This is a genomic window from Paucidesulfovibrio gracilis DSM 16080 (assembly GCF_900167125.1).
In the GTDB taxonomy this organism is placed as follows: Bacteria; Desulfobacterota; Desulfovibrionia; order Desulfovibrionales; family Desulfovibrionaceae; genus Paucidesulfovibrio; species Paucidesulfovibrio gracilis.
Genome location: NZ_FUYC01000004.1, coordinates 71,754 through 96,883, shown reverse-complemented (window position 1 = coordinate 96,883; position 25,130 = coordinate 71,754). Strand labels below are relative to the sequence as shown.

Sequence of the window (25,130 nt, the reverse complement as noted above, 5' to 3'; positions counted from 1 at the left end):
TGGCACACCCGGTGCGTGTACCCCGAGGAAAGCAACCTGGCAAGCCGGATAAACCGCCGTCATTGTTCCAGCCACTCGGTCACGGCCCGGGCCATTCCCGGTTCGTCACCAGCCTGAAAACGCTGCAACCGCTCTTCCCGACGGCACCAAGTTATCTGACGTTTGGCATATGCCCTGGTGTTGCGAATCCATAAATCCCGGGCCTGGTCCAAGGTGCTCTGCTCAAGAATCCAGGAAAGCAGCTCGGCACATCCAATCCCGGACCACCCCGGAGCCGAGGGATCCGAGCAATGTTCATATGCTGTGCGGGCCTCCTCCAACGCTCCCTGTTGCATCATCTCATCAATGCGTGCTGCCAGTTTTGGAGTCAGGGTATCCAGGTCCACGGTCACGCCCAGGCAAAAAGCATCCAGCGGCTCCACGGGGCGAGCCTTGGCATGCCAGGAACTAAGCGTTTCTCCCGTCGCCAACCAGACCTCCTGGGCGCGGGCGTTCCGCTGGCTGTCGTTGGGATGAATCTTGGACGCATACAAAGGATCAATATCCTGAAGTTCTGCATGCAGCACCTGCGGACCTTCCCGCTCCAATCGTTCCAGCACACGCTGGCGGACTGCCCGGGGGATCTCCGGTATAGGAGCGATGCCTTCCAGCAACACGCGCAAATACAGGCCTGTCCCCCCCACAAGCACGGGAAGATTGCCACGCTCGGTCACGGCCCGAATGGTCCGCACCGCCAACTCGGCCATATGCGCCGCATTCATGGGTGCCCGAGTGGGCAAAAAACCATAGAGATGGTGCGGAGCCATGGCCCGTTCATCCTCGTCGGGCTGCGCCGTAATGATGGGAAAATCCCGATAAACCTGCCGGGAATCGAAGTTGATCACTTCAACGGCATGGCCAAGCGATAAAGCGGCACGAGTCTTCCCTGTTCCCGTGGGACCAAGGATGCAAACCACCTTCATGGGGGGGGGCGTGGAATGTTCTTCCATGCGAATCACTCCCCGAGCGCCTGCCTGCGTCGCTCCTCGCAACGCTTGTACAGCGGCGTTATCACGCACTCCGGCACCAATCCTTTAATGGAGCCACCGTTGCGAGCCACATCCTTGACGATGGTGGAGGAAAGATACATCCACTTGAAATCCGTCATCAAAAAAACTGTCTCAACATCCTTGTTCAACTTGCGATTCATGAGTGCCATCTGAAATTCATACTCAAAGTCCGACACCGCGCGCATTCCCCGCAGAATGGCGCCCGCGCCGCGGCGCCGGGCATAATCTACAAGCAAACCGTCAAACGGCTCCACAAGAATGCCACGAAAATTGCCCAGCGCCTCTCTAGCCAGGGCCACTCGCTCTTCCAGGCTGAACAAAGTATTTTTAGAGGTACTCCGGGCCACGGCGAAAACCACCGTATCAAAAATCTTTGTCCCGCGGCGGATCAGGCTGACATGCCCGTTGGTCAGCGGGTCAAAGGTTCCGGGGTAGATGGCGAGTCGGGAGTTGTGTTGCGCCATAATATAATCCTTGTCTGACCGTAGGTCCGGTCGGTAATGCATTCCAATTCCTCGGGGCAGTCCGGCTTGAGCGAGGCCTCCACCTCCGCAAGCAAAAAACCGTCCGGAGCGAGCCAGCCATTGGCAAGCAACGCCTTCAGAGCAGGATCCAACAGCCCCTTGCCGTAGGGCGGATCCACGAAAATCACGTCGTATACCTGCTCCGAACCCCGCTTCAAAACCTGTATCACGTCCGCCACGGCTACACGCACCTGAGACCGTGCAACACCCAATGCCTGAAGATTGTCACGAAGCACCTTGGCGGCACTGGCCGACTTCTCCACAAACAAAGCATGGTCCGCGCCTCGGCTAAGCGACTCGATAGCCAGGCTGCCGCTTCCAGCGAACAGGTCCGCGACGCGTGCGCCCGGCCATTGCAATCCCCGGGCCTCCAGCATGGAGAAAATGGACTGCCGAACCTTGGAGGTCGCAGGACGATACCCCGGTCCCTCAGAAGTCCGAAGTATGCGGCCTCCAAATCTCCCGCTTATAATACGCATAGCTTCTATACCTTACGGCAAAAGCACCTATCCCGGTCAGCCTCTGCCCCTAAATTTCGGAAATAAGTTCCACCATGAGGCGATTCACGGTCATCAACCTGTCACGAATCTCGGTTTGCTCCACCCAAGTTTTTTCCTTGAGTCCGGCAATCCTATTTTGCAATTCCCCAAGCAGGCGCTCCGAATCGCCGACCAGGAAGTCCCAATCCACACTGGGTCGCGCTGTCTCGGCGTGGCGCACGGTTTCCAACACCTCGCCCGGAGCAAGCACCGCCTCTTCCAAATGATCTGGAATATGAACATCCAGACCAAAACGCTCCTGCAACAGACCGGCAAACTCCTGCTGTGCGGCAGGCTCACCATGGACCAGAAAAATTTTCATGCGATCCGCATGAAACCGACTGACCCAATCCAGCAATTCCGATTGACCGGCATGTCCGGAGAACCCGTTGATAGTGAAAACCCGCGCCTTCACCGCCACATCTTCACCGAATAATCGAATTTTCTCAGCCCCGTTCACAATTTTACGCCCAGGGGTTCCAACACCCTGGTACCCCACAAACACGACACTGGCACCGGATTTCCAAAGATTGTGCTTCAAATGGTGCTTGATGCGTCCCGCCGTGGCCATGCCACTGGCTGAAATAACTACGGCCGGTCCGGGAGTACTGTTGATGGCTTGTGACTCGGCTGTGCTCAACGTAAATTTCAGGTTGGGCAGATCAAGGGGATCCTCTCCATTCTGCAGGTATCGCCTCGTCTCCGCATCAAAATATTCCGGGTGGCTGCGAAAAACTTCCGTCGCTCGAATAGCCATGGGGCTATCAAGATAGACCGGCATATCTGCCGGAAGCCGCCCCTGCTTATACAACAAAAACAAGGAATAAATGATCTGCTGTGACCGCTCCACGGCAAAAGCGGGAATCACGACCTTTTCCCCATGGGAATGACTGTACTGTACGGCTTCGGCCAACTCGTCCAGGCTGTTGCTGTCATCCTTGTGATTTCTGTTCCCGTAAGTGGACTCCAGAAACAGGTAATCCGGAGTGACAGCCACGGCAGGATCGTTGACGATCAATTGCTCTGGACGCCCCAAGTCGCCGGAAAACAACAACGACGTACTCTTGCCTTCCTCTTCATACTCAATACGAATAAAAGCGGATCCCAGGATATGCCCGGCGTCCCGAAAACGTACCGTTATATTCGGTGCGGGTTCAAACGCACTCTCGTATTGCACGGTTTCAATGAGCGGCAATGTTTTCTCAACATCGGCCTGGGTGTAAAGCGGCTCCACGTCTCCGCCGCCGCGCCGGTTGCGCTTGCGATTGACGTATTCGGCCTCCATTTCCTGGATATGTGCTGAATCCAAAAGCATGATTTCCAAAAGATCCCGCGTAGGCTCGGAAGTATAAATCTTCCCGCGGAACCCTTTTTTCACCAACCGGGGCAGCAGTCCGCTGTGATCGATGTGGGCATGGGTAACAAGGATGAAATCCAATTTCTTTGGGTCATATCTCTCTGTATCCGCATTGCGTTTTTCAATTTCCTTGTTGCCCTGAAACATACCGGCGTCCACCAGGAACCTAGTCTCGCCACACTCCAGCTTGTAACAGGAACCGGTTACGGTTTGAGCTGCACCCAGAAAAGAAATCTTCATACATCCTCCGGTGACGTTTCTACACCAACAACGCCGGTCGTTCGATCGCCTGGTCGTCTTCCACGGTTCGCCCGGCATGAGCACATCATGATCGCGACCTGGATTCATGCACAACAGGACGGGATTTGGCAAGCTCGGCCAGAGGAAACAACAACAGATTTTTCATTCGGCCAAGCTACCATCAACGGGAAAAAAAAGCTCCCCGCCGTTCCAAAGATCCGACGGGGAGATACCATTTACGTCATTCCTTCCGGCTCACAAAAATTCCGGATCCACCGATGCCTTCCCGCCAGCCAACATCAGCCGAACGTATCGAATGGCTTTCTCATCCACTGGAACAATAGGAAAACTTTTTCGGCACGCATCGCACTGGGCCATGGAAGGCCTTGTCGGGGCGAGCAACGGAACATCTCTTGAACAAAAAGGACACGTATACAAATAAATTATTTCCATCTCAGATGGGCGCACAGGTTCAACGGGCTTCCCGGACCGTTCCATTAGTTCGTCTCCTCGACAAGAATTTCACCCGCCATTCCTGCGGGGGGGGCCGCTCCCCAAAGATGCAACAATGTCGGTGCGATGTCTCCCAGCTTTCCGGGCTTGAGCACACGTCCTTCCATGCCGTCCTCAATCAGCACAAAAGGCACGGCATTTTTCGAGTGCGCGGTCTGCGGTTCCCCCTCGGCATCAAGCATTTCCTCGGCATTGCCATGATCCGCCGTCAATAAAATCCGTCCATGCTGCTTGAGAACCGCGTCAACCAAGCGGCCGACGCAGGCATCCACTGTTTCCGCCGCCAACACCGTGGCATCAATACGACCGGTATGGCCCACCATATCCAAGTTGGCGAGGTTGCACACCGTCAAATCATAATCGGCAAGTTCCTTCAGCAGTTCCGAAGTGACCTGCTCCGCGCTCATTTCAGGCTTGAGGTCATACGTAGCCACATCACGAGGCGAGGGGACCATTCTCCGTTCTTCGCCGGGATACGGTTCTTCCCGACCACAATTGAGAAAATACGTCACATGTGCATATTTTTCCGTTTCCGCAATGCGCAACTGACGAAGCCCGAGCTGGGAAACCGCCTGTCCCAGACAGCCATCCAAACGCTGGGGGGGAAACGCTACGGGAAAAGGAAACGAAGCGTCATACTGCGTCATGCTCGCCAACCCCGCCAGCCGGGGTCTACGCCCACGATCAAAGGCATCGAATGCATCGCTGAACAGGGCACGGGCCAGCTGGCGCATGCGGTCGGCGCGAAAGTTAAACAGAAACACGCCATCCCCATCGCGAATAACGCCATCAACATCCGAAACAAGGCGGGGCTTCACGAATTCATCGGTTTCTCCAATGACATACGCGTCACGCACCCCTCGAACAGCACCGTCCACCTTTTCCCCCTGACCGTGGACCAACGCATCCCATGCGATTTTGGTCCGATCATACCGGGTGTCCCGATCCATGGCGTAATACCGGCCCATAAGCGTGGCGATGCGTCCGAAATCCATTCGCCGGCGCACGTCTCTGAATGCCTTGACATACCCCATTCCGCTCGTAGGCGGAGTATCGCGTCCATCCAGAAAGGCGTGGACGAATACGTCCTGAAGCCCTTGCTCGCGAGCCATCTCCAACAATGCATACAAATGCTTCTGATGACTGTGCACGCCGCCATCCGAAAGCAGGCCGAGAAAATGAAGTCGTCCTCCTTGCTCGCCGGTGCGCCGCATCAGCTCAAGCAAGGCGGGATTTTCTTTCAAGGAACCATCTTCCATGGCCATGTCGATACGGGTCATATCCTGATAGACGATTCGGCCAGCACCAATATTCATATGTCCCACTTCGGAATTGCCCATAAACCCGTCGGGCAGCCCCACGGCCCGCCCCGAGCACTCCAGGGTGGTTCGGGGCCAGTGTTTCATAAGCCGGTTCAAATTGGGAGTGTGCGCTTTGGCCACGGCATTGCCCGGTCCATCCGGAGCTACGCCCCAACCGTCCAGAATAAGCAGCAGCGTCGGGGTATACGGGGTGCTCATTGGTCTTCGCCGTCCTCGGGCAAGGGCATGACCTTGGCCTCGGCCCATAACCCTTCAAGATTATATAGGGCGCGGTGCTCTTCCTGAAAAATATGAACAACCACGTCATTGAAATCCATTAAAATCCAGGCTCCACCCTTGTAGCCTTCCATGCCAAGATACTCAATGTTGTCTTCGCTGGAACGGTCCAAGAGCATATCCGCCAGCCCCTGCGCATGGCGCACACCACGGGCGGTCACCACAAGCAAGGTCTCTGTGATGGGGCAAAGCCCCTCCACATCAAGCGCCACAAGCTTCGAAGCCTGTTTCTCCGTAAGCCAACGAGCCAAAAGTTCTAATTTTTCGGAACGATCCAGCAAGCTATGTGTCTTTTCTTTTTCAATCATTCTTTTCCGGTTTCCCGCGTTCAAACGTGGAAAGAATTAATTCCTCAAGCCCCCGCTTGGGCACATGATGCACCTCTTTCTCATCACGCCAATATTTCACTCCGCCGTCCTCGCCGAGCGGTTCCAGCACGACCTGCTCCAACGGTTCGCCGAATGCAAGCACATATAAAATATTCACGTTTTCCGGAATGTCCAGATCCAGACGCAATCCGGCCCGATCCACTGATCCGAGCATACATCCGCCAAGCCCTTTCTCCCGAGCGGCGAGCAGCATGGTCTGGCAGGCGATCCCTGCATCAACGCGCGCATTGGCATCCTTTGCCCCGGCTTCAGCACAGACCACGACGTACCCGGCAGGACGCTCCCCGGATTCCGGTCCTTTCCAGTCCTTAAGGTACGCCGCCCACACCAGCCGGGAAAAAATACGCTCATTGGTTGCGGGATCATTGCTCAAAACATACCGAAGTGGTTGCAGATTCCCGGCGGATCCAGTTTGACGCGCCAGGTCCGTCAGCGTCCGCAACACCTCCAAACCAATCGCTCGATCCTCATGGAAACGCCGTACCGATCGGGTCGCGGCAACAAGTTTCGCAAAGTTCATTTTGATCCTCCAGATTCGTTACGACTTGTAAAGAATTTGCCTGAACCTGGCAATGCGTCACCACTTCGTTTCGCCCTCCCCCCCTCTCCACAGCGCTGACCACTTGACGGCTCCATCACTTTCAGGCATGAAATTTCCATGCAAGAATCTACTTCGCCTCTGTGCTTTACCGGCTTTTTTTTCGGCTTCTTTTTTAGGAGGCCCATACAGCCCGTGGCATAGCAAGGCGAGAGAGACGCTCATTCAAGGCCGCGGGATTCCGCGGCCTTTTTGTTTATTTTGTCAGCCCAAAGGAGGATCGGAGATGATTTTCGACGTGGAACATGAAACCATGCCCAGGGAAGATCTGGAGAAATTGCAATTACGCCGCCTCAAGGCCTTGGTGGAACGAGTCTACCATAATGTTCCTTTTTACAAAAAGCGCCTTGAAGAAAAAGGGATACGTCCGGGCGACATCAACAGCCTCGACGATGTACGCCACCTGCCCTTTACGGAAAAGCAAGATCTCCGCAACAACTACCCCTACGGACTTTTCGCCGTCAACATGGAGAACATCGTCCGCATCCACTCCTCCTCAGGGACAACGGGCAAAGCCACCGTGGTGGGCTACACGCATCGCGACGTCCGTACCTGGGCGTCCCTCATGGGGCGGTGCCTCAACGCCGCCGGAGTCGGTCCCGGCGACATTCTCCACAACGCATACGGGTACGGACTCTTCACCGGCGGGCTGGGCGCCCATTACGGCGCGGAAGCGGCAGGAGCCACGGTCATCCCTATGTCCGGCGGGGCCACACGTCGTCAGATCATGATCATCAAGGATTTCATGGCCACAGCCATCTGCTGCACCCCCTCCTATGCACTGCACTTGGCAGAAACCGCCGGGGAGCTAGGCATCGACTTCAGAAAACTTCCACTGAAGGTAGGAATATTCGGGGCCGAACCCTGGTCCGAAGCCATGCGCAAGGACATCGAAGGCAAACTGAACATCAAAGCCTTGGATATCTACGGTCTTTCCGAAATCATGGGACCAGGCGTCGGCATCGAATGCGCTGAGGCGCAAAACGGACTGCACATGCAGGAAGACCATTTCTTGCTGGAAGTCATTGACCCCGCTTCCGGCGAACCGGTTCAGCCCGGCGAACTGGGAGAACTCGTCATCACCACTCTGACCAAAGAAGCCATCCCGCTATTGCGCTACCGCACCCGCGATCTGACCAGACTGGAGACCACGCCCTGTCGTTGCGGCCGAACCACGGCCCGGATGATGCGCGTCCAAGGCCGGTCCGACGACATGCTCATCATCCGCGGTGTGAACGTATTCCCGCAACAGATCGAATCCATCCTTCTGGACACCGACGGCCTAGCCCCCCACTACCAACTGGTGGTGGATCGCAAAGGCCCGATGGATACCCTTACTGTCCGCGTCGAAGTCAGCGAAAGCGTTTTCTCAGATGAAATCAAAGGGCTGCAATCCCTTGAAAAGAAGGTACAGGGCGCCATCAAGGAATTCCTTGGGGTCACGGCCGCCGTTAAACTGGTAGAGCCCAAGGGCATTGAACGCTCCATGGGCAAGGCGCAACGCATCATTGATTTGCGCAAGGAAGCCAAGTAGTATTCCCAAGCGAACAACGACAACTCAGAGAGGAAAGCCATGAAGGTTGATCAGCTGTCCATCTTTCTTGAAAACAGGGCCGGACGCCTTGCGGAAGTGACGAAAATCCTTAGCGACAGCGGCGTGAACATCCGGGCGCTGTCCCTGGCGGATACCTCAGACTTCGGCATCCTGCGACTCATTGTTTCCGACTTTGAAAAAGCCCGCAACGAACTGAAGAACAAAGGTTTCACAGTGGGCCGCACCACTGTTGTGGCCCTGGAAATCGATGACAGCCCGGGTGGGCTGAACAATGTTCTCGCCATTTTGCAGGGAGAAAACATCAATGTGGAGTACATGTACGCCTTTGTACACCAAAGCTCTAACAACGCGGTGATCATCTTCCGATTCGATCGCACGGACCAGGCCATAGAATTGTTGCAAAAAAACAATCTGACCATTATCCCGGGCGAACAACTCTACAACATCTAATCATCCACCGGGAGGCCCGTCATGGGCCTCCCTTTTCTTGCCCCGCATCGGGGAATCGCGCAGCTGCCTCCCCATATATTATTTTGTACGTATAGCCACTTTTTTGTACCCTGCTTTTTCCCCGCAGGCATTGCCCATGGAAAAGATAGCGCGTATAATAAGTTAAAAGGCCGTTCCAAACAACGGCCCGGAGCGTTGGCAATTATACTTACATATTATGATATTTCAGCGCTCTGTCCCTTGATTCAATACCAGCCAAGCGAGAGAGAACGACGCATGCCCAACGAGCCGATCAGCAAACCGTGGTTTGACAAGATGAAAGGAAAAGAAGCTTTCATAACCAGATTGTTCACGGTTTTCCTCCGGGAAGAGCCTCAACGTGTGGCCAAAATCCGCACTGCCATGGAATCCCGACAACTCGGCGAAGTGACATATCTGGCCCACTCCCTGAAAGGGGCCGCTGCAACCCTCGGAGCCGAACCTTTGCATGAGGCCTGCCTGCAATTGGAACTGGCGGCAAAAAGTGAAGATGAAGGACAATCCGTTGAGGCCTTGCGCCAGCTGGATGAACAAATCGAACGGGTCTACGAGCGCATGCAGGACTGGCTGAAACTGCAGTAATCCGAAAGTAGCCGGACCGTTCTCCGATTCCAGCAAAACCAAACGCCTCCCGTGTCGTGCGATCACGGGAGGCGTTTGGTTTCAACAAATCCGTTTGCGACTAAAACAAATCCTGCATGGTGTAGAGTTTCCCAGGCTTCTGCCCGGCAAGCCACTTAGCCGCACGCAACGCCCCTTGAGCAAAGGTTTCCCGCGAATGGGCCCGATGCGTCACCTCGATCCGCTCTCCCGGACCAAAAAAGAACATGGTGTGGTCCCCGACAACATCTCCACCGCGCAGGGTCTGCACGCCGATCTCTTCTTCCGGCCGCGCTCCGATAATGCCATCGCGGCAATGATTCTTGACATCATCATACTCCCAGCCCCGGGCTTCGGCAAGGCACTGAGCCAGCTTCAAGGCTGTTCCGCTGGGCGCATCCTTTTTCATTCTGTGATGTGTCTCCACCATTTCCATATCATAAGCGGGACCAAGAGCCTGCACCAGCATAGGGAGCATCTTAAGCAACACATTCACGCCCACACTCATATTCGGCGCCCAGAAAAGAGGCTGTGAATTGGCCGATTCAGCCAGTTGCTTTTGCTGTGCGGCATCGAGACCGGTCGTACCGATGACGGCAGGGTTACCGCGCCTACCGGCCGTTTCCACCATCTTCATCGTGGACTCAGGCGAAGTAAAATCTACGATTACGGCGCCAGGAGCGTCCGCAAGCAGGTTGTCCAGATCTTCCACAACCGGACAGCCAAGGGCTTCAAGCTCTTTGATATTGCGGCTCCGCTCCGTAACACCGACAAGATTCAGCTCTGGATCAGCCAGGGCTAGGTTGGCGAGGGTCGCTCCCATGCGCCCCTTGGCTCCCATGATAATTACATCCGTCATTTGCGGTTCTCCTTTTCGTCTTCGGATTCAAGACCAAGCAGGCGCAGGAACCCATCATACTCCAAAATTTCCAATTCCAACTGCCGCGCTTTGTCCAGCTTGCTTCCGACCTTTTCCCCGGCAACGACGTAATCAAGCTTCCTGGAAACACTTTTCGCGGCCACCCCGCCACGCTCACGCACCCAGTCCTCGGCTTGTCCGCGTGCGACGGGCAAACTTCCAGTGAAAAGAAACCGCTTTCCCTGCAGCACCCCACCGGACGAATCCAGCACCGCGGAACGCGGCCAGAAACCAAGCTGTCGAAAACGCTCCAGCATTTCACGGTTGCGCTGATTCTCGAAGTATTGCTCAATACTTTCAGCAACGGTCCATCCCACGTCCGGAATGTTCACCAGTTCCTCGGAACCGGCCTGCATCAATTCGTCCAAGTCCGCATAACGCTCTGCCAAAGCACGGGCCGTCTGTTCCCCCACATGCCGAATCCCCAGGGCTGCCACAAGCCTGGAAAGCGTGGCCTCTTGCTTGGCCATCTCCACGGCCTTCACAAAATTATGTGACGATTTCTCTCCCATGCGCTCATACCGCATCAACGTTTCAGCACGGAGTGTAAACAAATCCGCGGGGGAAGTAAGCACGCCATCCTTTACGAGCCGTCGAATCCACTCCTTGCCGACCCCTTCCATATCCAGTCCGGCCTTGGATACGAAATGGACCATCCCGCGCTCTAACTGCGCGGGACAGGAGGCATTCAGACACCGCAATGCAACTTCACCGGATGCCCGTTCCAGAATACTGCCGCATACGGGACAGGACGCAGGCGGTTCGATCACTCGTTCAGTCCCGGTCCGTTGCTCCGTCAGACTCCGCACAAGTTGCGGAATCACATCTCCAGCGCGCTGCACCACCACGTGATCCCCAACACGAAAATCCTTGGCCGCGATCTCGTCGAAATTGTGCAGTGTGGCCCTGGATACCTCCACGCCGCTCACATTCACGGGTTCCAACCGTGCCACAGGAGTGACGACTCCGGTACGGCCAACCTGAAAATCAACGGAGTTCAAGCGCGTTACGGCCTGCATAGCCGGAAATTTCAAGGCCAGAGCCCAACGCGGCGCCCGAGCCGTGGTCCCCAAAAAAGCCTGGAGGGAGCGGTCATTCAATTTGGCCACCACGCCGTCGATCTCATATTGCAGTGTTTCTCGACGCTCCCGCATCCTCAAAAAAAACTGCTCCACCTGCTCTGCGGTGTCACACCGACCGGCCTCTGGAGGAAGCACAAAACCCCAGGCCTGCAAATCGTTCATGAGCGCCTCGTGCGTATCCCACTCCAAGTCCCCGGATCGGCCTACACCGTACGCCAAAAAACGAAGCGGTCGAGCCGCCGCGATTTTCGGATCCAGTTGACGAACGGAACCAGCCGCTGCATTGCGAGGATTCGCAAAAACCTTGCCGCCCTGTTCGGCCTGACGTTGATTCAATGTCTCAAAATCGCGCCGAGCCATGACCAGTTCACCACGCACCTCCAACAACTCCGGCCAGCCCTCACCCCGCAGCCGCAAGGGGATATTCCGGACAGTGCGCATATTGCGGGTAACATCCTCGCCTATCACACCGTCACCCCGAGTCACTCCCAGAGTCATCACACCGTCTTCATAGACGACTTCCACGGCCAAGCCATCCATTTTCGGATCCACCCAAAAACACTGCAAGGCTGAAGCGGGTGCCTGGAACACCGACTCGGGAAGCATGGAAAAATCAGGCGGGGTCGCCGACAACTCCAACAAATTGCGGCCGCCCGTCAATCGCGCCCGAAGCAGGTCCATCTCCCGTGAAAAACCGGCGAGATCGGCTTGTTCCGGACGAAGCAGATACTCGCGCACGGCACGACGAATCTCCGGGTTGTATTTGGTCCGCTCCTTGGAATCCAACGTGCGCCCCAAAGCGCGTTCAAGTGCCTCCCGGGCATAGGCCTGCACGGTTTCAACAAGCGCATTGGGCAATTTTACCGCGGCAAACTCCCGCCAGCTGGAAAAATCAAGGGCCGAATCCCCATCGGGCAGGACCATGGCGTTATCCAGGCTCATCATGGGGACAGAATGCTGGACTGTTTCAAAACCCTCGGCAGCGGCTCCCCCTACCCTCTGTGTGGGTGATGTCGGGTCCGCCAACTCCGGGAAGGATTCCTCCAGCGTCTGCAGCTCACGGAACAATGCATCATATTCCTCGTCCGAAATCTCGGGCGAGTCTAAAACATAGTAGCGATGATTATGATATTCCAGTCGATCCCGAAGCAGCCTGACGCGTTCGGCCGCGCTGGATGTTGTTTTTGAAGTCACGAACAGTTCTCCGCACCATACAAATCATGACGCATCTGTTGGAGGTTGGACCGCTGACCCACCATAAGCAAGGTGTCCCCTCCCTGGATCACTTCCTGGGGGCCAGGGTTGAAACGCATTTCCCCATTGGATTTCTTGATCGCGATTATGATCAGGCTATACCGGGGGCGAATTTCAGACTCGATAAGATTTTTTCCGCCGAGCGAGGACTGCAACGGCACCAAAAGTTCCTCCATCTGGAGGTCAATCTCGTCTTGCATGGCCAGCTCAAGAAAGTTCGTCACCGTGGGCCGCAACACGTTCTGGGCCATGCGGACCCCGCCGATCAGATGCGGCATGACCACTCTATCGGCTCCGGCCAGCTTGAGCCGGGAGATATGAGCCTTTTGGCTGGCGCGGGCAATAATGGTCAATTCCGGACAAAGCTGCCGAGCAGTGAGAGTCACATAAACGTTGGCCGCCTCGGAAGAAAGCGCTGAAATCAACGCCTTGGCTTTGCGCAGTCCCACGGAAAGCAGCAATTCGTCGTCCGTGGCGTCCCCTTCCACACAGAGCACCCCCTCCAATTCCAACTTCTGGATCAATTCGGTGTTCTGTTCCAACACCACAGGAACAAATCCTTCGTTGCGGATTTCCTGCACCACCACGCTTCCAATGCGCCCATATCCGCATACGATGAAATGGTCTTCCAACCTGCCAATGGCTTTTTGCATTCTGCGTTTCCCCCAGAGCACCTGCAGACGGCCTTCCAACAAAATTTGTGAAAACGAGGCCACAATATACATAAATCCGCCCACGCCGCTCATAATCAGCAATGCAGCGAACATCCGCCCCATCTGCGACAAAGGATGCACTTCGCCGTAGCCCACGGTGGAAAGGGTGATGACCACCATGTAAAAACTGCTGACGAAATCCCATCCCTCGAGAAACATGAACCCGACAATTCCGAACAGAAAAATGAGCAGCAACAAAAAGCTGCCCATGACCAAATTCCAAAACGTGCCCATGCGCTGTTTGAGTTCGAACAGCCGCCGGTTCACCGTTTGAAACGACATCATCCCCCCAGTTGCAGGATGCGATCCCGCAGCGGCGCAATGCGATCCCGCAACCGGGCCGCTTGTTCAAACTCAAGTTCTTTGGCGGCTTCGCGCATCTCCCGTTCCAGCCGGCGCACCAGTTTGGTCAATTTCCGCGGGTCATCCCCATACTCGGCCATATCCTCGGCGACAAGCGATTCCCGTGTCGTATCACCGGAATCCGCCGCCGATGCCATTTGCAGCCCTTCTCCCACAGCCTTACGAATTGTCCGGGGCGTTATGCCGTGCTCCAGATTGAATGCTACCTGGCGTTCCCGACGCCGATCAGTTTCTTCCATAGCCGTCCGCATGGCCGCGGTGACCTTATCCGCATATAAAAACACCCTGCCCTGAACATTACGCGCGGCACGGCCGAACGTCTGAATCAACGCCCCGGCGGAACGCAAAAAGCCTTCCTTATCCGCATCAAGGATAGCTACAAGGGACACTTCCGGCAAATCAAGACCTTCCCTCAGCAGGTTGATTCCCACCAAGACATCGAACTCTCCGGCACGCAGGGCGCGGATGATGGCCATTCGCTCGATGGTATCGATATCAGAGTGAAGATACCGGGTGTTCACTCCCATCTGCTGAAAATATTCCGTCAAATCCTCGGCCATGCGCTTGGTCAGCGTGGTCACCAAGACCCGCTCATTACGCGCCACACGGACTCGACACTCGCTCAGCAGGTCATCCAGCTGACCTTCCGGCGGACGCACCTCCAACTGGGGATCAACCAATCCCGTAGGCCGGATGATCTGTTCCACCACCAATCCCTGGGCGCGATCCAACTCCCATGGTCCGGGAGTCGCGGAAACAAACACTGCTTGTCCAATGCGCTCCAAAAATTCTTTAAAATTGAGCGGACGATTATCCAAGGCCGACGGAAGTCGAAACCCAAAATCGACCAAAGTGCTTTTTCGGGAACGATCGCCGTTGAACATGGCTCCTACCTGGGGTACGGCGATATGGGACTCGTCCACCACAAGAACAAAATCCTTGGGGAAGTAATCCAGCAGTGTAGCCGGTGGCTGTCCCTGTCGGCGTCCATCCAGGTGTAACGAATAATTTTCAATGCCGTTGCAATAGCCCAGTTCCTCGATCTGCTCCAGGTCGAACATGGTCCGTTGTTCCAGGCGTTGCGCCTCCACCAGTTTTCCGGCATTGCGAAATTCTCGCAACTGTGTGGTCAGCTCTTCACGAATATCATCCCGCGCCCGGGTCAGGTTATCCTGATCTGAAACATAATGTGAGCCTGGATAGATCACGGTCTTGCGCAACTTGGCAAGAACTTCGCCTGTCAGTGGATCCGTTTGCAGGATGGAATCAATTTCGTCACCGAAAAACTCAATCCGAACAGCCTGCTCCCTGCTGTATGCCGGAATAATTTCTACGACATCCCCCCGGACCCGAAAGGTTCCACGATGAAAATCATAATCGTTCCTCTCGTAATGGACCTCCACAAGTTTGGCGAGCAGTGCCTCCATGCTCAATTCCTGCCCCTGTTCGACGGGAATGATCATTTTGGCGTAATATTCCGGTGATCCCAACCCATAAATGCAGGAAACCGATGCGACAATAAGCACATCCCGTCTCGTCAGCAACGCATGCGTGGCAGCATGTCGGAGCTTGTCAATATCATCATTGATTGAGGAATCTTTTTCAATATAGGTATCCGAATGTGGGAGGTAGGCCTCCGGCTGATAATAATCGTAATAACTAACGAAATATTCCACCGCATTATGGGGAAACAAGGCTTTGAATTCCCCATACAACTGCGCAGCCAGGGTTTTGTTTGGCGCAAGCACCAGAGCGGGCCGGTTCACCTCGGCAATAACATTGGCCATAGTGAATGTCTTGCCGGACCCCGTCACACCCAGCAACACTTGATCGCGAACACCGCCATTCAAGTTGTCCACGATTTCCTGAATCGCCCCGGGCTGATCCCCTGTAGGCGTATATTCGCTGACCAACTCAAACTGTTGAGCCATGGCAGATTCCTTTTGGCGCACGAAGGCGCATCCTCTTGTGCGGCCAGACAAAACAACGTATCATCTTCACATCGTCATTGGAACAACATCGCGCCCTGCGAACCGGAGCAACCCCATGAAGATCGAAATAATCCCACCGAAGACCACTCCACCGTGCGAACGCTGCTGCACGGTATCCATGACCATCAAAAGCTTCAAAGGCCGCCGCAACGTGGAGGTCCATCTCTTCCGGCCCGATTGGCCGGAGCAGGAAGAAAAACAATACCAATGGGAATCCCTCATCGGACCGTGCCTGCCGGAAGCTCCTTGCCCGGAGGGATCCAGCCGGAGGGTGGTCATGGAATCCTTTACGTTACAGGAGCGGGACCGCATCATCAACTACCTTAAAGAGCAGTACGCCACAAGGCTGACGGGGCTTCGCTCCCTACCGCTGGAATTTCCGGTTCCAGATGGTCTTCCGGCGTTATGCGACGCCGAAGCGGGGAAAAATATCGGTCTGATCCGATTCGAGCGCATCCCCAGTTACGCACTCAACCTGCCGTTGCGAGGTCTGTTCGACCTTTCCCAACACCCTCCCATCGTAGAAGAAGTTAGCAGCTGAAAAACACCGCTGACACTGCTTGCGCCACCAGGGGACGGCTACGAGACGGCCGTCCCCTGCTGCATTTTCAGCTTCAACATTTTTATCAGAAAAAAAACACGACAAAACACAAGACGTTCCTAAAGTCACGAATCGAAATGACCGATATAGGAGATGCATGATCCGCACCCTTGAGGGAGGCTTTATGGATAGTCTGATACACGCAATGGGATTCAAGCAGGCGCTTGAAGCGGCCAAGGCAAACCGCTGGGAGGACGCCGAGGAAATCCTGAAATCACTACAGGAAGAATACTTCGCCCTTTGTGAAGAGAATCGGGCGCTCAAAGAACAACTCACCGAGGTGGTCGAAATTCTCGACCTCTCCCAAAGCATGCGCTTTGACGGACGAAAATACTGGCTAACCACCGAGGACGGAGAAGACGGTCCGTTTTGTCAGGTTTGCTATGACCAAACAGGAACCCTGGTCCGCCTCCAGGAGCAAAAGCGCCACTGGCAATGCAAGGGATGCGGCAACCTTTTCATCAAACAAGGACATCCCCTTGAAAAGGCCGCAGCCACCAACCGGTCCCGAATGCCCTCACAGCTGGTGAAAAACCCCATTCCCCTTTTCGTGAAATAATTCGGACCAGTTTCCCTCTTCCGTGGCATATTGTTGGGCAAGGGCCAGACGCTGCAGGAACTCCGACCGCCGTACTTCCCGAGCACCGAAACGGAGCAAATGAGCCGTGGTCTGCTGGCAGTCCACCATCGTGTACTCACGCCGCTCCAAACTGCGGACCAACTGCACAAAGGCCACTTTGGAGGCGTCCGGTTCGGCATAGAACATGGATTCCCCAAAAAAGACACGGCCCAAAGCCACACCATACAAACCGCCCACCAGTCGGCCGTCGCGCCAAGCTTCCACACTGTGAGCATAGCCGAGTTCATGGAGACGGGTATAGGCATCCTTCATTTCCGGAACAATCCAGGATCCATCCTGATCCGGACGCGGCGTTTCAGCACACCGCCGCAAGACCTCCGGAAAGGCAGTATCCACAGTAATATGAAAACGTCCGCTGTTGATCACCCGCCGCAAACTGCGTGGCACATGGAGTTCACTTGGGAAAAGGACCAACCGCGGGTCGGTGCTCCACCACAATATTGGGGAATCAGGCGCATACCAAGGGAAAATACCACACGAATAGGCGTTGAGCAGGCGTTGCGAAGACAAGTCCCCCCCCACAGCCAGGAGGCCGTCCGGGTCAGCCTCCTGAGGGTGAGGGAAAAAAGGCATTTCGGAAAGGCGATAGATCATCGTGTCAACAGTGACTGCAAGTTACTGCATCCGACCGCCAGCAAAAGAAAACTCGAATTCGCCCGACGGGTCGTTGCCCTTGGGAGCTGGAGCATCAATCGCCACGCCCTTCCGCAGACTCATGAATACCTTGCCGCCCTTTTGCAGCGCACCAAACAACAGTTCGTCAGCTATGGCGTCCTTGACCTCCGACTGAATAACCCGGCCCATGGGTCGGGCACCAAACGCAGGATCATACCCTAAATGGGCCAGCCTGGAACGTGCCGCCTCATCAAGGATGAGCCGGACCCGGCGTTCACGCAACTGCGCATTCAATTCACCGACGAACTTGTCCACAATACGTTCCATGACATCCTGATCCAACGAAGAAAAGGGAACGACAGCATCCAAACGATTGCGAAATTCCGGACTGAACAACCGTTCAATGGCCCGAAGCGCCCCGGCCTTGCGATCCTTATCATCCCGGCGCTGGAATCCAATACCGCTTTTGGCTATCTCCTGGGCTCCGGCGTTAGAAGTCATCAACAAAATGACATGCCGGAAATCCGCCTTGCGCCCATTGTTGTCCGTGAGCGTGGCGTAATCCATGACCTGCAGAAGGATATTGAACACATCGGGATGGGCCTTTTCAATCTCGTCGAACAACACGACACTGTGCGGATTCTTGCGGATCTCCTCTGTAAGCAGGCCGCCCTGATCAAAACCGACATATCCGGGAGGGGCACCGATCAACCGGGCCACGGCATGCTTTTCCATGTATTCCGACATATCAAAACGCAGGAAATGCACTCCCATAACTTCGGCAAGTTGCCGCGCAAGTTCCGTCTTGCCAACGCCTGTAGGACCGGTAAGCAAAAACGCTCCAGTGGGGCGACCGGCCTGTTTCATGCCCGCCCTTGCCCGCTTGATTGAGCGAGAAAGCAACTCCACAGCCTGATCCTGCCCAAAGACCACGTTCTTCAAACGCGGCTCCAGCTCCTGCAATCGGTTCCGATCATTGCCGCTGAGCCGTCCGGCAGGAATGCGGGCCATACTCGCCACCACACGTTCCACATCCTGCACAGTGATGCGATCTTCCTTTCGTGGACGCCCGGAAAGCCGGTATCGGGATCCCGCTTCGTCAATGACGTCAATGGCCTTGTCCGGCAAAAACCGATCATTCACATGACGTGCGGAAAGTCGGGCCGCAGCACGCAACGCGGGCAACGTATAGACCACGCCATGATGTTCCTCATAATATGGCTTCAGTCCCTTGAGGATTTCCACCGTCTCATCCACCGAAGGTTCCGCAATTTCGATTTTCTGAAACCGACGTGACAGCGCCCGATCCTTCTCAAAATGATTCTTATACTCTTCGTAAGTCGTGGATCCGATGCACCGCACCTCGCCGGACTGCAGGAACGGCTTGAGCAGATTCGACGCATCCAGGCTTCCGCCGGACACGGATCCGGCCCCCACGATGGTGTGAATCTCATCTACAAAAAGGATGGCGTCCTCAATGGCCTTCAGCTCGGCAAGAACATTTTTGAGACGTCCTTCGAAATCCCCCCGATACTTGGTGCCCGCCATAAGCGCGCCCATATCCAACGCAAAGATCTGTGCCTTGATGAATTCCTTGGGAACTTCACCGCGGGAGATAAGAAGAGCCAACCCTTCGGCCATGGCTGTTTTCCCAACACCCGGATCGCCCACAAAGATTGGATTATTCTTCCGGCGTCGAGCCAGCACCTGGACGGTTCGTTCCAACTCCGCCTCACGCCCGATCAACGGATCAATGCCCCCTTCCTGGGCTCGCAGAGTAAGATTTACGGTGAACTCTCCCAAGGCTGTATCCTGTGTACCAGGCTTTTCCCCAGGCATTCCCGGTGCCGGACCGGACGGCATACCGCCTCCTGCCGGACGGCCGAATGCCATGCCCGGGCGTTCCTGGGTCAGGGGGTCATCATCCTCCATGCCGTGAGAGATATACTCCAGCACGTCCAGCCGCGTAACATCCTGCGTACGCAAAAAGTACACAGCATAGGAGTCTTCCTCATCGAACATGGCGGCCAGAACGTCACCCACCTCGACCACATCCTTGCCCGAGGCGCGTTTTTGCCACACGGCCCGCTGCAATACGCGCCGGACTCCCAGCGTCTGAATCACTTCGGTTTCCGTATTTTCCGGCAGTGTTTCCAAGTTTTCGGAAAAAAAGGTCTCCAGTTCTTCCTGAAGCTTCTCAACGTCAGCACCACAGTGTTTCAATATCAGCTGTCCATGCTGAGCCCCCGCCAGGGCATACAAGAGATGCTCCAACGTAAGATACTCGTGATTCCGCCGCTTGACCTCATTCACGGCCGAGGTCAACGCCTTCTCAAGTCCTCTGCTCAACATGGCTCATTCCCCTTCCATGCTGCATTTCAACGGGAAACCGGCCTGTCGCGCCAATTTGTGAACCGTGTCCACTTTGGTCTCGGCGATTTCGGCCGGATACAGCCCACACACGCCTTTTCCTTCGTTGTGAACCGCAAGCATGATCAATGTGGCCTCGGTTTCCGATTTGTTGAACACGTGTATCAATATTTCAACCACGAAATCCATTGTTGTGTAATCATCATTCAGGAGCAATACCTTGTATTTGCGAGGCTCCCGGACTTCCAGTTCCTCTTTGACGCCGATCCGTGGATCGTTTTCCGCCAGAAAATCACCCATGCCGATCTCCAAAAACCTTTTCCACGCTTAGATCAAATAATAAACTCGAATCATGTGGTTGTCGAGTCTCGTTCGTCGGAAATATCCCGCAGCAACTTTTCGCGCTCTTCATCGGAAAAAACAAAACCATCCTGAAGCGGCAGTTTCTGCTCGACACGCCACTGTTGATGCAACGCATGGTACGTCTGCGCCGTGGAATGCCGCACGTTCATGTTCAACCGTCCAGCCACTTCCGGCAAGCGCTCCTCCGGCCCTTCAATCTCCATAAACTCACCAAATGGAAGATGATCCAAGCAGATCACACAGCCATCCAATGTCCACTTTTCTCTCGTCTTTTCATAGGCAAAGGAAACAGCAAACCCCAGTTCCTCCAAAATCCGGCGCATGACGGTCCCATCTTCCACTCTTGTCTGCCATTCCCGGCAGCGCTTCAAATGATCCCCACCACCATCTGGACGCTTGAGAGTCAGCAACGAGCCACCAGGCTTATGCCGAAGACGAAGCAAAATTTGTTCTTTCCGAAGCGCCTGTTCCTGGGAATCAAACACCAGATTCTGTTCAAAATAAGCCTTTTCACCAGCTGCCCCGTTCTGCAAAAGCAATGCGCGAACAGCTGCATGATCGACATCCGTAAACTTCAATTCCGCCTCAACAGCCATGCGCTTTCCTCCACCCGCAAAACCTGCTATGCAGCCCCAGCGATTTTACACGGGAGCACAATGTGAACAAAATTTTCGTCCTGGCCTTGGGCGGAGCCGCAGGAACTCTTTCCCGGTATTGGCTTTCCGGCATCGCCCAACGTTTTTTCGGTGCATCGTTCCCCATGGGAACATTTGCGGTAAACATGCTGGGCAGCCTTTGTTTCGGGCTGCTCTGGGGGTTGTTTGAAAACCGTGTCGGCTTCAGCCCGGAATTGCGCCTTTTATTGCTTACCGGCTTCATGGGCGCGTTCACCACTTTTTCAACATATATGTTTGAATCCGGAGCACTACTGCGGCACGGGCAATACCTAAGTCTGCTGCTCAACGTTGGCGGCCAGAGCCTGCTGGGCCTGACACTCGTCCTGCTGGGCATGGCCCTGGGTCGCTTGGTCTAAGCCTACAGCATGCCTTCCTAACCCGCAAACAGGATACATACCATGAACTTGCCGAAGAATGCGGAACGAATTCGAATTTTCATTGGTGAGGGAGACCGCCAACAGGGAAAGCCGCTCTATGAACTCATCGTGGAAAAAGCCCGTGAAGCGGGACTCGCCGGAGCAACGGTTCTCCGCGCCGTCATGGGCTACGGAGCGAACAGCCGGGTACGGACGAATAAAATCTTACGCCTTTCCGAGGACATGTCTCTGGTTGTTGAGATTGTGGACGAAACGGAAAAAATCAATGCATTCCTTCCACTACTGGACAACCTCATCAACGAAGGACTTGTCACCAGAGAACCTGTGGAAGTCCTTTTCTATCGACATGCCGGCGGATAAACATATTACCGCCTTGCAGAGTGGAATCATATTTTTTGATAGATTGTCGGGGCCACGGCACGCAGAGGTACGTTCATGCCCGTAAGACTTTCAGAGTGGCCCGTGAACAGATAGCCCCCTGAAACAATTTGGTCCGCGATGCGTCGAAATAACCGTTCCTGGGTCTGCCGATCAAAATAAATCACCACATTCCGACAAAAAACAACGTCCCTGGGTTTGTTCAAACGAAACGGTTCCATAAAATTGAGCCGACGAAAAACAATCCGGTGACGGAGTTCGGGTACAATCCGTATCAGTCGTTTCTTCTTATCCTTGCTTCGCAACAAATATTTCTTACGAAATGCCGACGGAATATCGTCAATTTTATCCATGACGTATACCCCCCTGGCAGCGGCTTCAAGCACGCGGGTAGAAATATCTGTAGCCAACATGCGATAGGAAAACGAAGAATGCTGCGCCTCGAAATCCGCCAACACCATGGCAAGCGTATACGGTTCCTCTCCCGTGGAACAGCCCGCACTCCAGACGCGCAACTCTCGACTGCCGCGCAAACGCGCATGCAAACCGGGAAGCAGCGTATCCCGCAACACATCAAAATGCTTTGATTCCCTGAAAAAATGCGTCGTATTGGTGGTTACCGCGTCATAAAGATGCGGCAGTTCGTCACGCTGTCCCGTTTCGCTGAACAAAAAATCCCGATAGGAGTCGAACCCGGGCAAGCCCAAAACACGCAACCGTTTGTTCAGCCTTGCTTCCAGCATGGTTTTCTTGCTGGAAGGCATTTTTATGCCCAGTTTGGAGGTGATAAACTCTGCAAAGACACGGAAGTCCTTGTCCGAAAGCGGTGCAGGGCGTCCCGGCAGAGGATTTGTGTTCCTGTTCATACTAAAGATCAGTCGGATTCCGCCACAACGCGCTTCATGAGTCCGGGGACATCCAAAATCAGCGCGATGCTGCCGTCACCCTTGATAGTGGCTCCAGAAATCCCGTCCACATCCTTATAGACCTTGCCCAGACTCTTGATTACGGTCTGGTGCTCACCGATAACTTTGTCCACCACGATACCGACCCGACGCCCTTCGAGTCCAACAATGACCACTTGTTCAATATCCGGTCGGGGTGCGTCGATTTCAAACCATTCGCGCAGTTGCACGTAGGGGACGATTTCGCCACGCAGATACAGAATGCGCCCGTCGCTGCCTTCTTCATCTTCGGCACGCAATTCCACACACTCTTCCACAACCGCCAGGGGAACGACAAAGTACTCCTCGCCAACCAAGACCTGCAACCCGTCAATAATAGCGAGCGTCAGCGGCAAACGAATCGTAATCTCGGTCCCTTTGCCACGTTCACTGTGGATGACGATCCGCCCCCGCAAAGCATCGATGGCTCGTTTGACTACGTCCATGCCCACGCCGCGCCCGGACACGCTGGTCACCTTTTGTGCGGTGGAAAAACCCGGTTCAAAAATAAGATTCAAGATTTCGGAATGACTCAAATCCGCATCCGCGCTCACCAGCCCACGTTCTAGAGCCTTTTCCCGGATTACTTCGGAGTCAATTCCCTTTCCATCGTCCTGAATTCGAATCAACACCTCACCGCCGGAATGTTCCGCCGCAAGATGAATCGTTGCCTTACTCGGCTTGCCCGCAGCCGTCCGCTCTTCCGGGGACTCCACTCCATGGTCGATGCTGTTGCGCAACAAATGCACCAACGGATCAGCCAGCCGCTCGATGACAGTTTTGTCCAGTTCTGTGTCGGCTCCTGCGGTAGTGAGCTGAATTTCCTTCCCCAGCTCACTGGACAAATCCCGAACCAACCTTCGGAACTTGCTGAATGAAGTACCGATAGGCAACATGCGTACGCTCAGGGCGCTGTCTCGCAATTCGTCCGAAAGACGTTCCAAGTCCTCGGCAAGACGCTTCAGAATGGCGTCGTCACGCTCCAGAGACAACTGGCTGATCTGCGCCTGAACAATAACAAGCTCTCCAACCAGATCTACAAGAGAATCCAACTTCTCCGCGGCAACACGAATACTTGACACGGCATCCTGTTGCCTGGCCGCTTCACCTGTGGCGGCTCCCTTTCCCTGCTGGGCCGGAGCACCAGTGGGCGTGGTTTTTCCGGCAGCGCGTTGCTGACCGCCGGTTTCCTTTTTGGCTTGGGGAACCTTGGGCGTGGAAGACTTCGGGGCAGGTGAGGGCTTGGCGGGTGCCGGGGGAGTCACCGGTTCCGATTCATTTATCCTCTCCGGGACAACAGCAGGCTTTTGTTCCAAAGGCGTACCTTGCGGCTTTGCAACGTCCTGAGCCGCAGGCTCAAGTGGAAGATCCGCAGCAGAGTCCTGCCCCTCGCCGTGGTCGTCCTCCAGCAACTCCCATCCGCCTTCGGCAACCTCCGGAGGAACCTCTCCTGAAGGTGGTTGGGCTGGGACGGATTCCGATTTTCTTGGGTCAACCGAAGTCACCTGCACATCCAGCGGTGCATCCGAAAAGAAAAAAACATCCTTGATCTCGTCCTCACCGGACGATGTCTCCAGATAAACATCCCAGGCCAGATAGACTTGGCCAACCTGATAGTCCCCAAGCAATGGAACAAGGGAGTCATCCGCTCGCACCTCGCACGGCCCGAGCTTGGCGAGTTCCTCTAAAAGAGGAACGATCTGAAACCCCTCTGCGGTCTGGCCCTGCTTCGGAGAAACACGAACATGCCACGACGCTGTTCCCGCACCGCCACCCTGCGGCACCACCACACTATCTGTCTTTGCGTTCCCCACATCCGACGAGCTTGCCAACGATCTGGACAGATCAGGAGAATCCGTTTCCTCAGAAACGACCTGTTCAACCTCTTCAGGCGGGGTACTCTCGGATTTGGACACGGCAGACGATTCTGACGCGTCTTCAACAGACTCGCCCGCGGATTCATCAGGAGCAGTGGCATCATGAACCGGCTCGGCAGGGACGTCGCCGGCAGCAATCTGCCGAAGCTGTTTCAAAAGAGCCTCGGCGCGTTCCGGATCCACCTCTTCGCCGCCGCCCTCGTCAAGCATGCGCTGGATATGGTCACGCACGGAAAATGCCTGGTCCAACAACGGCCGACTGATGGGCAGCTCCCCATTGCGGACCATGTCGAACACGGACTCCACTTCGTGAGTGAAACCGGCGATCGCCTCGAATCCAAACATGGATCCGGATCCCTTGATGGTATGCAAGGAACGAAACACCCGGTTCACAATATCCATGTCGTCCGGCTGCCCCTCCAGTTCAAGAAGGGTGGTCTCCAGCTCGGCCAGCAGCTCGTAGGCTTCCTCCCGGAAAATTTGTCTGTTGATGTCGTCGGTCAAAAGCCCCTCTC

Annotated in this window: 25 protein-coding genes; 7 read left to right on the top strand and 18 right to left on the bottom strand. The window is 55.1% G+C overall.

What is annotated here, in order from left to right; all coding sequences use genetic code 11:
- Positions 1–59: 59 nt before the first annotated feature.
- The 8 genes from miaA to B5D49_RS06695 all read right to left on the bottom strand — a co-directional run bounded on the left by miaA (position 60) and on the right by B5D49_RS06695 (position 6,729).
- On the bottom strand, positions 60–989 hold the full coding sequence (gene miaA, locus B5D49_RS06730; RefSeq protein ID WP_078716916.1) for a tRNA (adenosine(37)-N6)-dimethylallyltransferase MiaA: 930 nt from the start codon (positions 987–989) through the stop codon (positions 60–62).
- Positions 990–994: 5 nt separating this feature from the next.
- Entirely contained in the window at positions 995–1,513 is a 519-nt protein-coding gene (coaD, locus tag B5D49_RS06725; RefSeq protein WP_078716915.1) for a pantetheine-phosphate adenylyltransferase, read from the bottom strand.
- Positions 1,459–2,052 carry a 16S rRNA (guanine(966)-N(2))-methyltransferase RsmD gene (gene rsmD, locus B5D49_RS06720; protein ID WP_078717008.1) on the bottom strand — a complete coding sequence of 198 codons (594 nt, stop codon included), beginning with the start codon at positions 2,050–2,052 and terminating at the stop codon, positions 1,459–1,461. Before rsmD ends, coaD begins: the two co-directional genes overlap by 55 nt.
- Positions 2,053–2,101: 49 nt before the next feature.
- The gene (locus tag B5D49_RS06715; RefSeq protein ID WP_078716914.1) at positions 2,102–3,709 is read right to left on the bottom strand and encodes an MBL fold metallo-hydrolase RNA specificity domain-containing protein; all 1,608 of its coding nucleotides are present in this window, start codon (positions 3,707–3,709) and stop codon (positions 2,102–2,104) included.
- Between the two features lie 255 nt (positions 3,710–3,964).
- Positions 3,965–4,207 (bottom strand): hypothetical protein, encoded by a 243-nt coding sequence (locus B5D49_RS15030; RefSeq protein WP_078716913.1) that lies wholly within the window; start codon positions 4,205–4,207, stop codon positions 3,965–3,967.
- Positions 4,207–5,742 carry a 2,3-bisphosphoglycerate-independent phosphoglycerate mutase gene (gpmI, locus tag B5D49_RS06705; protein WP_078716912.1) on the bottom strand — a complete coding sequence of 512 codons (1,536 nt, stop codon included), beginning with the start codon at positions 5,740–5,742 and terminating at the stop codon, positions 4,207–4,209. Before gpmI ends, B5D49_RS15030 begins: the two co-directional genes overlap by 1 nt.
- Positions 5,739–6,128, bottom strand: a complete 390-nt coding sequence (gene rsfS, locus B5D49_RS06700; protein ID WP_078716911.1) for a ribosome silencing factor — start codon at positions 6,126–6,128, stop codon at positions 5,739–5,741. Before rsfS ends, gpmI begins: the two co-directional genes overlap by 4 nt.
- On the bottom strand, positions 6,121–6,729 hold the full coding sequence (locus B5D49_RS06695; protein ID WP_078716910.1) for a nitroreductase family protein: 609 nt from the start codon (positions 6,727–6,729) through the stop codon (positions 6,121–6,123). Before B5D49_RS06695 ends, rsfS begins: the two co-directional genes overlap by 8 nt.
- A 304-nt stretch (positions 6,730–7,033) precedes the next feature.
- Here B5D49_RS06695 and B5D49_RS06690 point away from each other — a divergent pair, with 304 nt between their 5' ends.
- From B5D49_RS06690 to B5D49_RS06680, 3 genes are all read left to right on the top strand, one after another.
- A complete protein-coding gene (locus tag B5D49_RS06690) occupies positions 7,034–8,341 on the top strand; it encodes a phenylacetate--CoA ligase family protein (RefSeq protein ID WP_078716909.1) in 1,308 nt (435 codons plus the stop codon).
- 39 nt (positions 8,342–8,380) lie between these two features.
- Positions 8,381–8,812, top strand: a complete 432-nt coding sequence (locus B5D49_RS06685; RefSeq protein ID WP_078716908.1) for an ACT domain-containing protein — start codon at positions 8,381–8,383, stop codon at positions 8,810–8,812.
- Between the two features lie 276 nt (positions 8,813–9,088).
- Positions 9,089–9,433: an Hpt domain-containing protein gene (locus tag B5D49_RS06680; protein ID WP_078716907.1), complete on the top strand. Its 345-nt coding sequence runs from the start codon at positions 9,089–9,091 to the stop codon at positions 9,431–9,433.
- 100 nt (positions 9,434–9,533) lie between these two features.
- Here B5D49_RS06680 and dapB read toward each other — a convergent pair whose 3' ends face one another.
- Genes dapB through uvrB form a run of 4 tightly spaced genes read right to left on the bottom strand, consistent with a single transcriptional unit; the run spans position 9,534 to position 15,713 of the window.
- On the bottom strand, positions 9,534–10,310 hold the full coding sequence (gene dapB / locus B5D49_RS06675) for a 4-hydroxy-tetrahydrodipicolinate reductase (RefSeq protein ID WP_078716906.1): 777 nt from the start codon (positions 10,308–10,310) through the stop codon (positions 9,534–9,536).
- The gene (gene ligA / locus B5D49_RS06670; RefSeq protein ID WP_078716905.1) at positions 10,307–12,646 is read right to left on the bottom strand and encodes an NAD-dependent DNA ligase LigA; all 2,340 of its coding nucleotides are present in this window, start codon (positions 12,644–12,646) and stop codon (positions 10,307–10,309) included. The genes dapB and ligA overlap by 4 nt, the downstream gene beginning before the upstream one ends.
- Positions 12,643–13,701 carry a potassium channel family protein gene (locus B5D49_RS06665; protein WP_078716904.1) on the bottom strand — a complete coding sequence of 353 codons (1,059 nt, stop codon included), beginning with the start codon at positions 13,699–13,701 and terminating at the stop codon, positions 12,643–12,645. Before B5D49_RS06665 ends, ligA begins: the two co-directional genes overlap by 4 nt.
- Positions 13,701–15,713, bottom strand: coding sequence for an excinuclease ABC subunit UvrB (gene uvrB / locus B5D49_RS06660; protein WP_078716903.1), 2,013 nt, complete (start codon positions 15,711–15,713; stop codon positions 13,701–13,703). The genes B5D49_RS06665 and uvrB overlap by 1 nt, the downstream gene beginning before the upstream one ends.
- A 115-nt stretch (positions 15,714–15,828) precedes the next feature.
- Here uvrB and B5D49_RS06655 point away from each other — a divergent pair, with 115 nt between their 5' ends.
- Together B5D49_RS06655 and B5D49_RS06650 are read left to right on the top strand one after the other, a co-directional pair.
- The gene (locus B5D49_RS06655) at positions 15,829–16,314 is read left to right on the top strand and encodes a hypothetical protein (RefSeq protein WP_078716902.1); all 486 of its coding nucleotides are present in this window, start codon (positions 15,829–15,831) and stop codon (positions 16,312–16,314) included.
- Between the two features lie 184 nt (positions 16,315–16,498).
- Positions 16,499–16,933: a hypothetical protein gene (locus tag B5D49_RS06650; protein ID WP_159447153.1), complete on the top strand. Its 435-nt coding sequence runs from the start codon at positions 16,499–16,501 to the stop codon at positions 16,931–16,933.
- On the opposite strand, the gene aat is transcribed toward B5D49_RS06650, so the two are convergent.
- Genes aat through B5D49_RS06630 form a run of 4 tightly spaced genes read right to left on the bottom strand, consistent with a single transcriptional unit; the run spans position 16,892 to position 20,958 of the window.
- A complete protein-coding gene (gene aat / locus B5D49_RS06645) occupies positions 16,892–17,608 on the bottom strand; it encodes a leucyl/phenylalanyl-tRNA--protein transferase (RefSeq protein WP_078716900.1) in 717 nt (238 codons plus the stop codon). The genes B5D49_RS06650 and aat overlap by 42 nt on opposite strands.
- 21 nt (positions 17,609–17,629) lie before the next feature.
- The gene (gene clpA / locus B5D49_RS06640; protein WP_078716899.1) at positions 17,630–19,981 is read right to left on the bottom strand and encodes an ATP-dependent Clp protease ATP-binding subunit ClpA; all 2,352 of its coding nucleotides are present in this window, start codon (positions 19,979–19,981) and stop codon (positions 17,630–17,632) included.
- A 3-nt stretch (positions 19,982–19,984) separates the two neighbouring features.
- Positions 19,985–20,299 carry an ATP-dependent Clp protease adapter ClpS gene (clpS, locus tag B5D49_RS06635; protein WP_200806773.1) on the bottom strand — a complete coding sequence of 105 codons (315 nt, stop codon included), beginning with the start codon at positions 20,297–20,299 and terminating at the stop codon, positions 19,985–19,987.
- A 50-nt stretch (positions 20,300–20,349) separates the two neighbouring features.
- The gene (locus B5D49_RS06630; protein WP_078716898.1) at positions 20,350–20,958 is read right to left on the bottom strand and encodes a class IV adenylate cyclase; all 609 of its coding nucleotides are present in this window, start codon (positions 20,956–20,958) and stop codon (positions 20,350–20,352) included.
- Positions 20,959–21,020: 62 nt separating this feature from the next.
- Between B5D49_RS06630 and crcB the strand changes: the two genes are divergently transcribed.
- Together crcB and B5D49_RS06620 are read left to right on the top strand one after the other, a co-directional pair.
- Positions 21,021–21,395 (top strand): fluoride efflux transporter CrcB, encoded by a 375-nt coding sequence (gene crcB / locus B5D49_RS06625; protein ID WP_078716897.1) that lies wholly within the window; start codon positions 21,021–21,023, stop codon positions 21,393–21,395.
- Positions 21,396–21,437: 42 nt separating this feature from the next.
- A complete protein-coding gene (locus B5D49_RS06620) occupies positions 21,438–21,776 on the top strand; it encodes a DUF190 domain-containing protein (RefSeq protein WP_078716896.1) in 339 nt (112 codons plus the stop codon).
- Positions 21,777–21,802: 26 nt separating this feature from the next.
- Here the strand turns inward: B5D49_RS06620 and B5D49_RS06615 are convergent, their stop codons facing one another.
- Both B5D49_RS06615 and B5D49_RS06610 read right to left on the bottom strand, forming a co-directional pair.
- Entirely contained in the window at positions 21,803–22,660 is an 858-nt protein-coding gene (locus tag B5D49_RS06615) for a CheR family methyltransferase (RefSeq protein ID WP_078716895.1), read from the bottom strand.
- 8 nt (positions 22,661–22,668) lie between these two features.
- Positions 22,669–25,119, bottom strand: coding sequence for a chemotaxis protein CheA (locus B5D49_RS06610; RefSeq protein WP_078716894.1), 2,451 nt, complete (start codon positions 25,117–25,119; stop codon positions 22,669–22,671).
- Positions 25,120–25,130: the final 11 nt, after the last annotated feature.

Excerpts from the sequence above, each read along its gene's own strand:
- miaA (WP_078716916.1), bottom strand. The coding sequence starts at position 989 with ATGGAAGAACATTCCACGCCCCCCCCCATGAAGGTGGTTTGCATCCTT.
- coaD (WP_078716915.1), bottom strand. The coding sequence starts at position 1,513 with ATGGCGCAACACAACTCCCGACTCGCCATCTACCCCGGAACCTTTGAC.
- rsmD (WP_078717008.1), bottom strand. The coding sequence starts at position 2,052 with ATGCGTATTATAAGCGGGAGATTTGGAGGCCGCATACTTCGGACTTCT.
- B5D49_RS06715 (WP_078716914.1), bottom strand. The coding sequence starts at position 3,709 with ATGAAGATTTCTTTTCTGGGTGCAGCTCAAACCGTAACCGGTTCCTGT.
- B5D49_RS15030 (WP_078716913.1), bottom strand. The coding sequence starts at position 4,207 with ATGGAACGGTCCGGGAAGCCCGTTGAACCTGTGCGCCCATCTGAGATG.
- gpmI (WP_078716912.1), bottom strand. The coding sequence starts at position 5,742 with ATGAGCACCCCGTATACCCCGACGCTGCTGCTTATTCTGGACGGTTGG.
- rsfS (WP_078716911.1), bottom strand. The coding sequence starts at position 6,128 with ATGATTGAAAAAGAAAAGACACATAGCTTGCTGGATCGTTCCGAAAAA.
- B5D49_RS06695 (WP_078716910.1), bottom strand. The coding sequence starts at position 6,729 with ATGAACTTTGCGAAACTTGTTGCCGCGACCCGATCGGTACGGCGTTTC.
- B5D49_RS06690 (WP_078716909.1), top strand. The coding sequence starts at position 7,034 with ATGATTTTCGACGTGGAACATGAAACCATGCCCAGGGAAGATCTGGAG.
- B5D49_RS06685 (WP_078716908.1), top strand. The coding sequence starts at position 8,381 with ATGAAGGTTGATCAGCTGTCCATCTTTCTTGAAAACAGGGCCGGACGC.
- B5D49_RS06680 (WP_078716907.1), top strand. The coding sequence starts at position 9,089 with ATGCCCAACGAGCCGATCAGCAAACCGTGGTTTGACAAGATGAAAGGA.
- dapB (WP_078716906.1), bottom strand. The coding sequence starts at position 10,310 with ATGACGGATGTAATTATCATGGGAGCCAAGGGGCGCATGGGAGCGACC.
- B5D49_RS06665 (WP_078716904.1), bottom strand. The coding sequence starts at position 13,701 with ATGTCGTTTCAAACGGTGAACCGGCGGCTGTTCGAACTCAAACAGCGC.
- uvrB (WP_078716903.1), bottom strand. The coding sequence starts at position 15,713 with ATGGCTCAACAGTTTGAGTTGGTCAGCGAATATACGCCTACAGGGGAT.
- B5D49_RS06655 (WP_078716902.1), top strand. The coding sequence starts at position 15,829 with ATGAAGATCGAAATAATCCCACCGAAGACCACTCCACCGTGCGAACGC.
- B5D49_RS06650 (WP_159447153.1), top strand. The coding sequence starts at position 16,499 with ATGGATAGTCTGATACACGCAATGGGATTCAAGCAGGCGCTTGAAGCG.
- aat (WP_078716900.1), bottom strand. The coding sequence starts at position 17,608 with ATGATCTATCGCCTTTCCGAAATGCCTTTTTTCCCTCACCCTCAGGAG.
- clpA (WP_078716899.1), bottom strand. The coding sequence starts at position 19,981 with ATGTTGAGCAGAGGACTTGAGAAGGCGTTGACCTCGGCCGTGAATGAG.
- clpS (WP_200806773.1), bottom strand. The coding sequence starts at position 20,299 with ATGGGTGATTTTCTGGCGGAAAACGATCCACGGATCGGCGTCAAAGAG.
- B5D49_RS06630 (WP_078716898.1), bottom strand. The coding sequence starts at position 20,958 with ATGGCTGTTGAGGCGGAATTGAAGTTTACGGATGTCGATCATGCAGCT.
- B5D49_RS06620 (WP_078716896.1), top strand. The coding sequence starts at position 21,438 with ATGAACTTGCCGAAGAATGCGGAACGAATTCGAATTTTCATTGGTGAG.
- B5D49_RS06615 (WP_078716895.1), bottom strand. The coding sequence starts at position 22,660 with ATGAACAGGAACACAAATCCTCTGCCGGGACGCCCTGCACCGCTTTCG.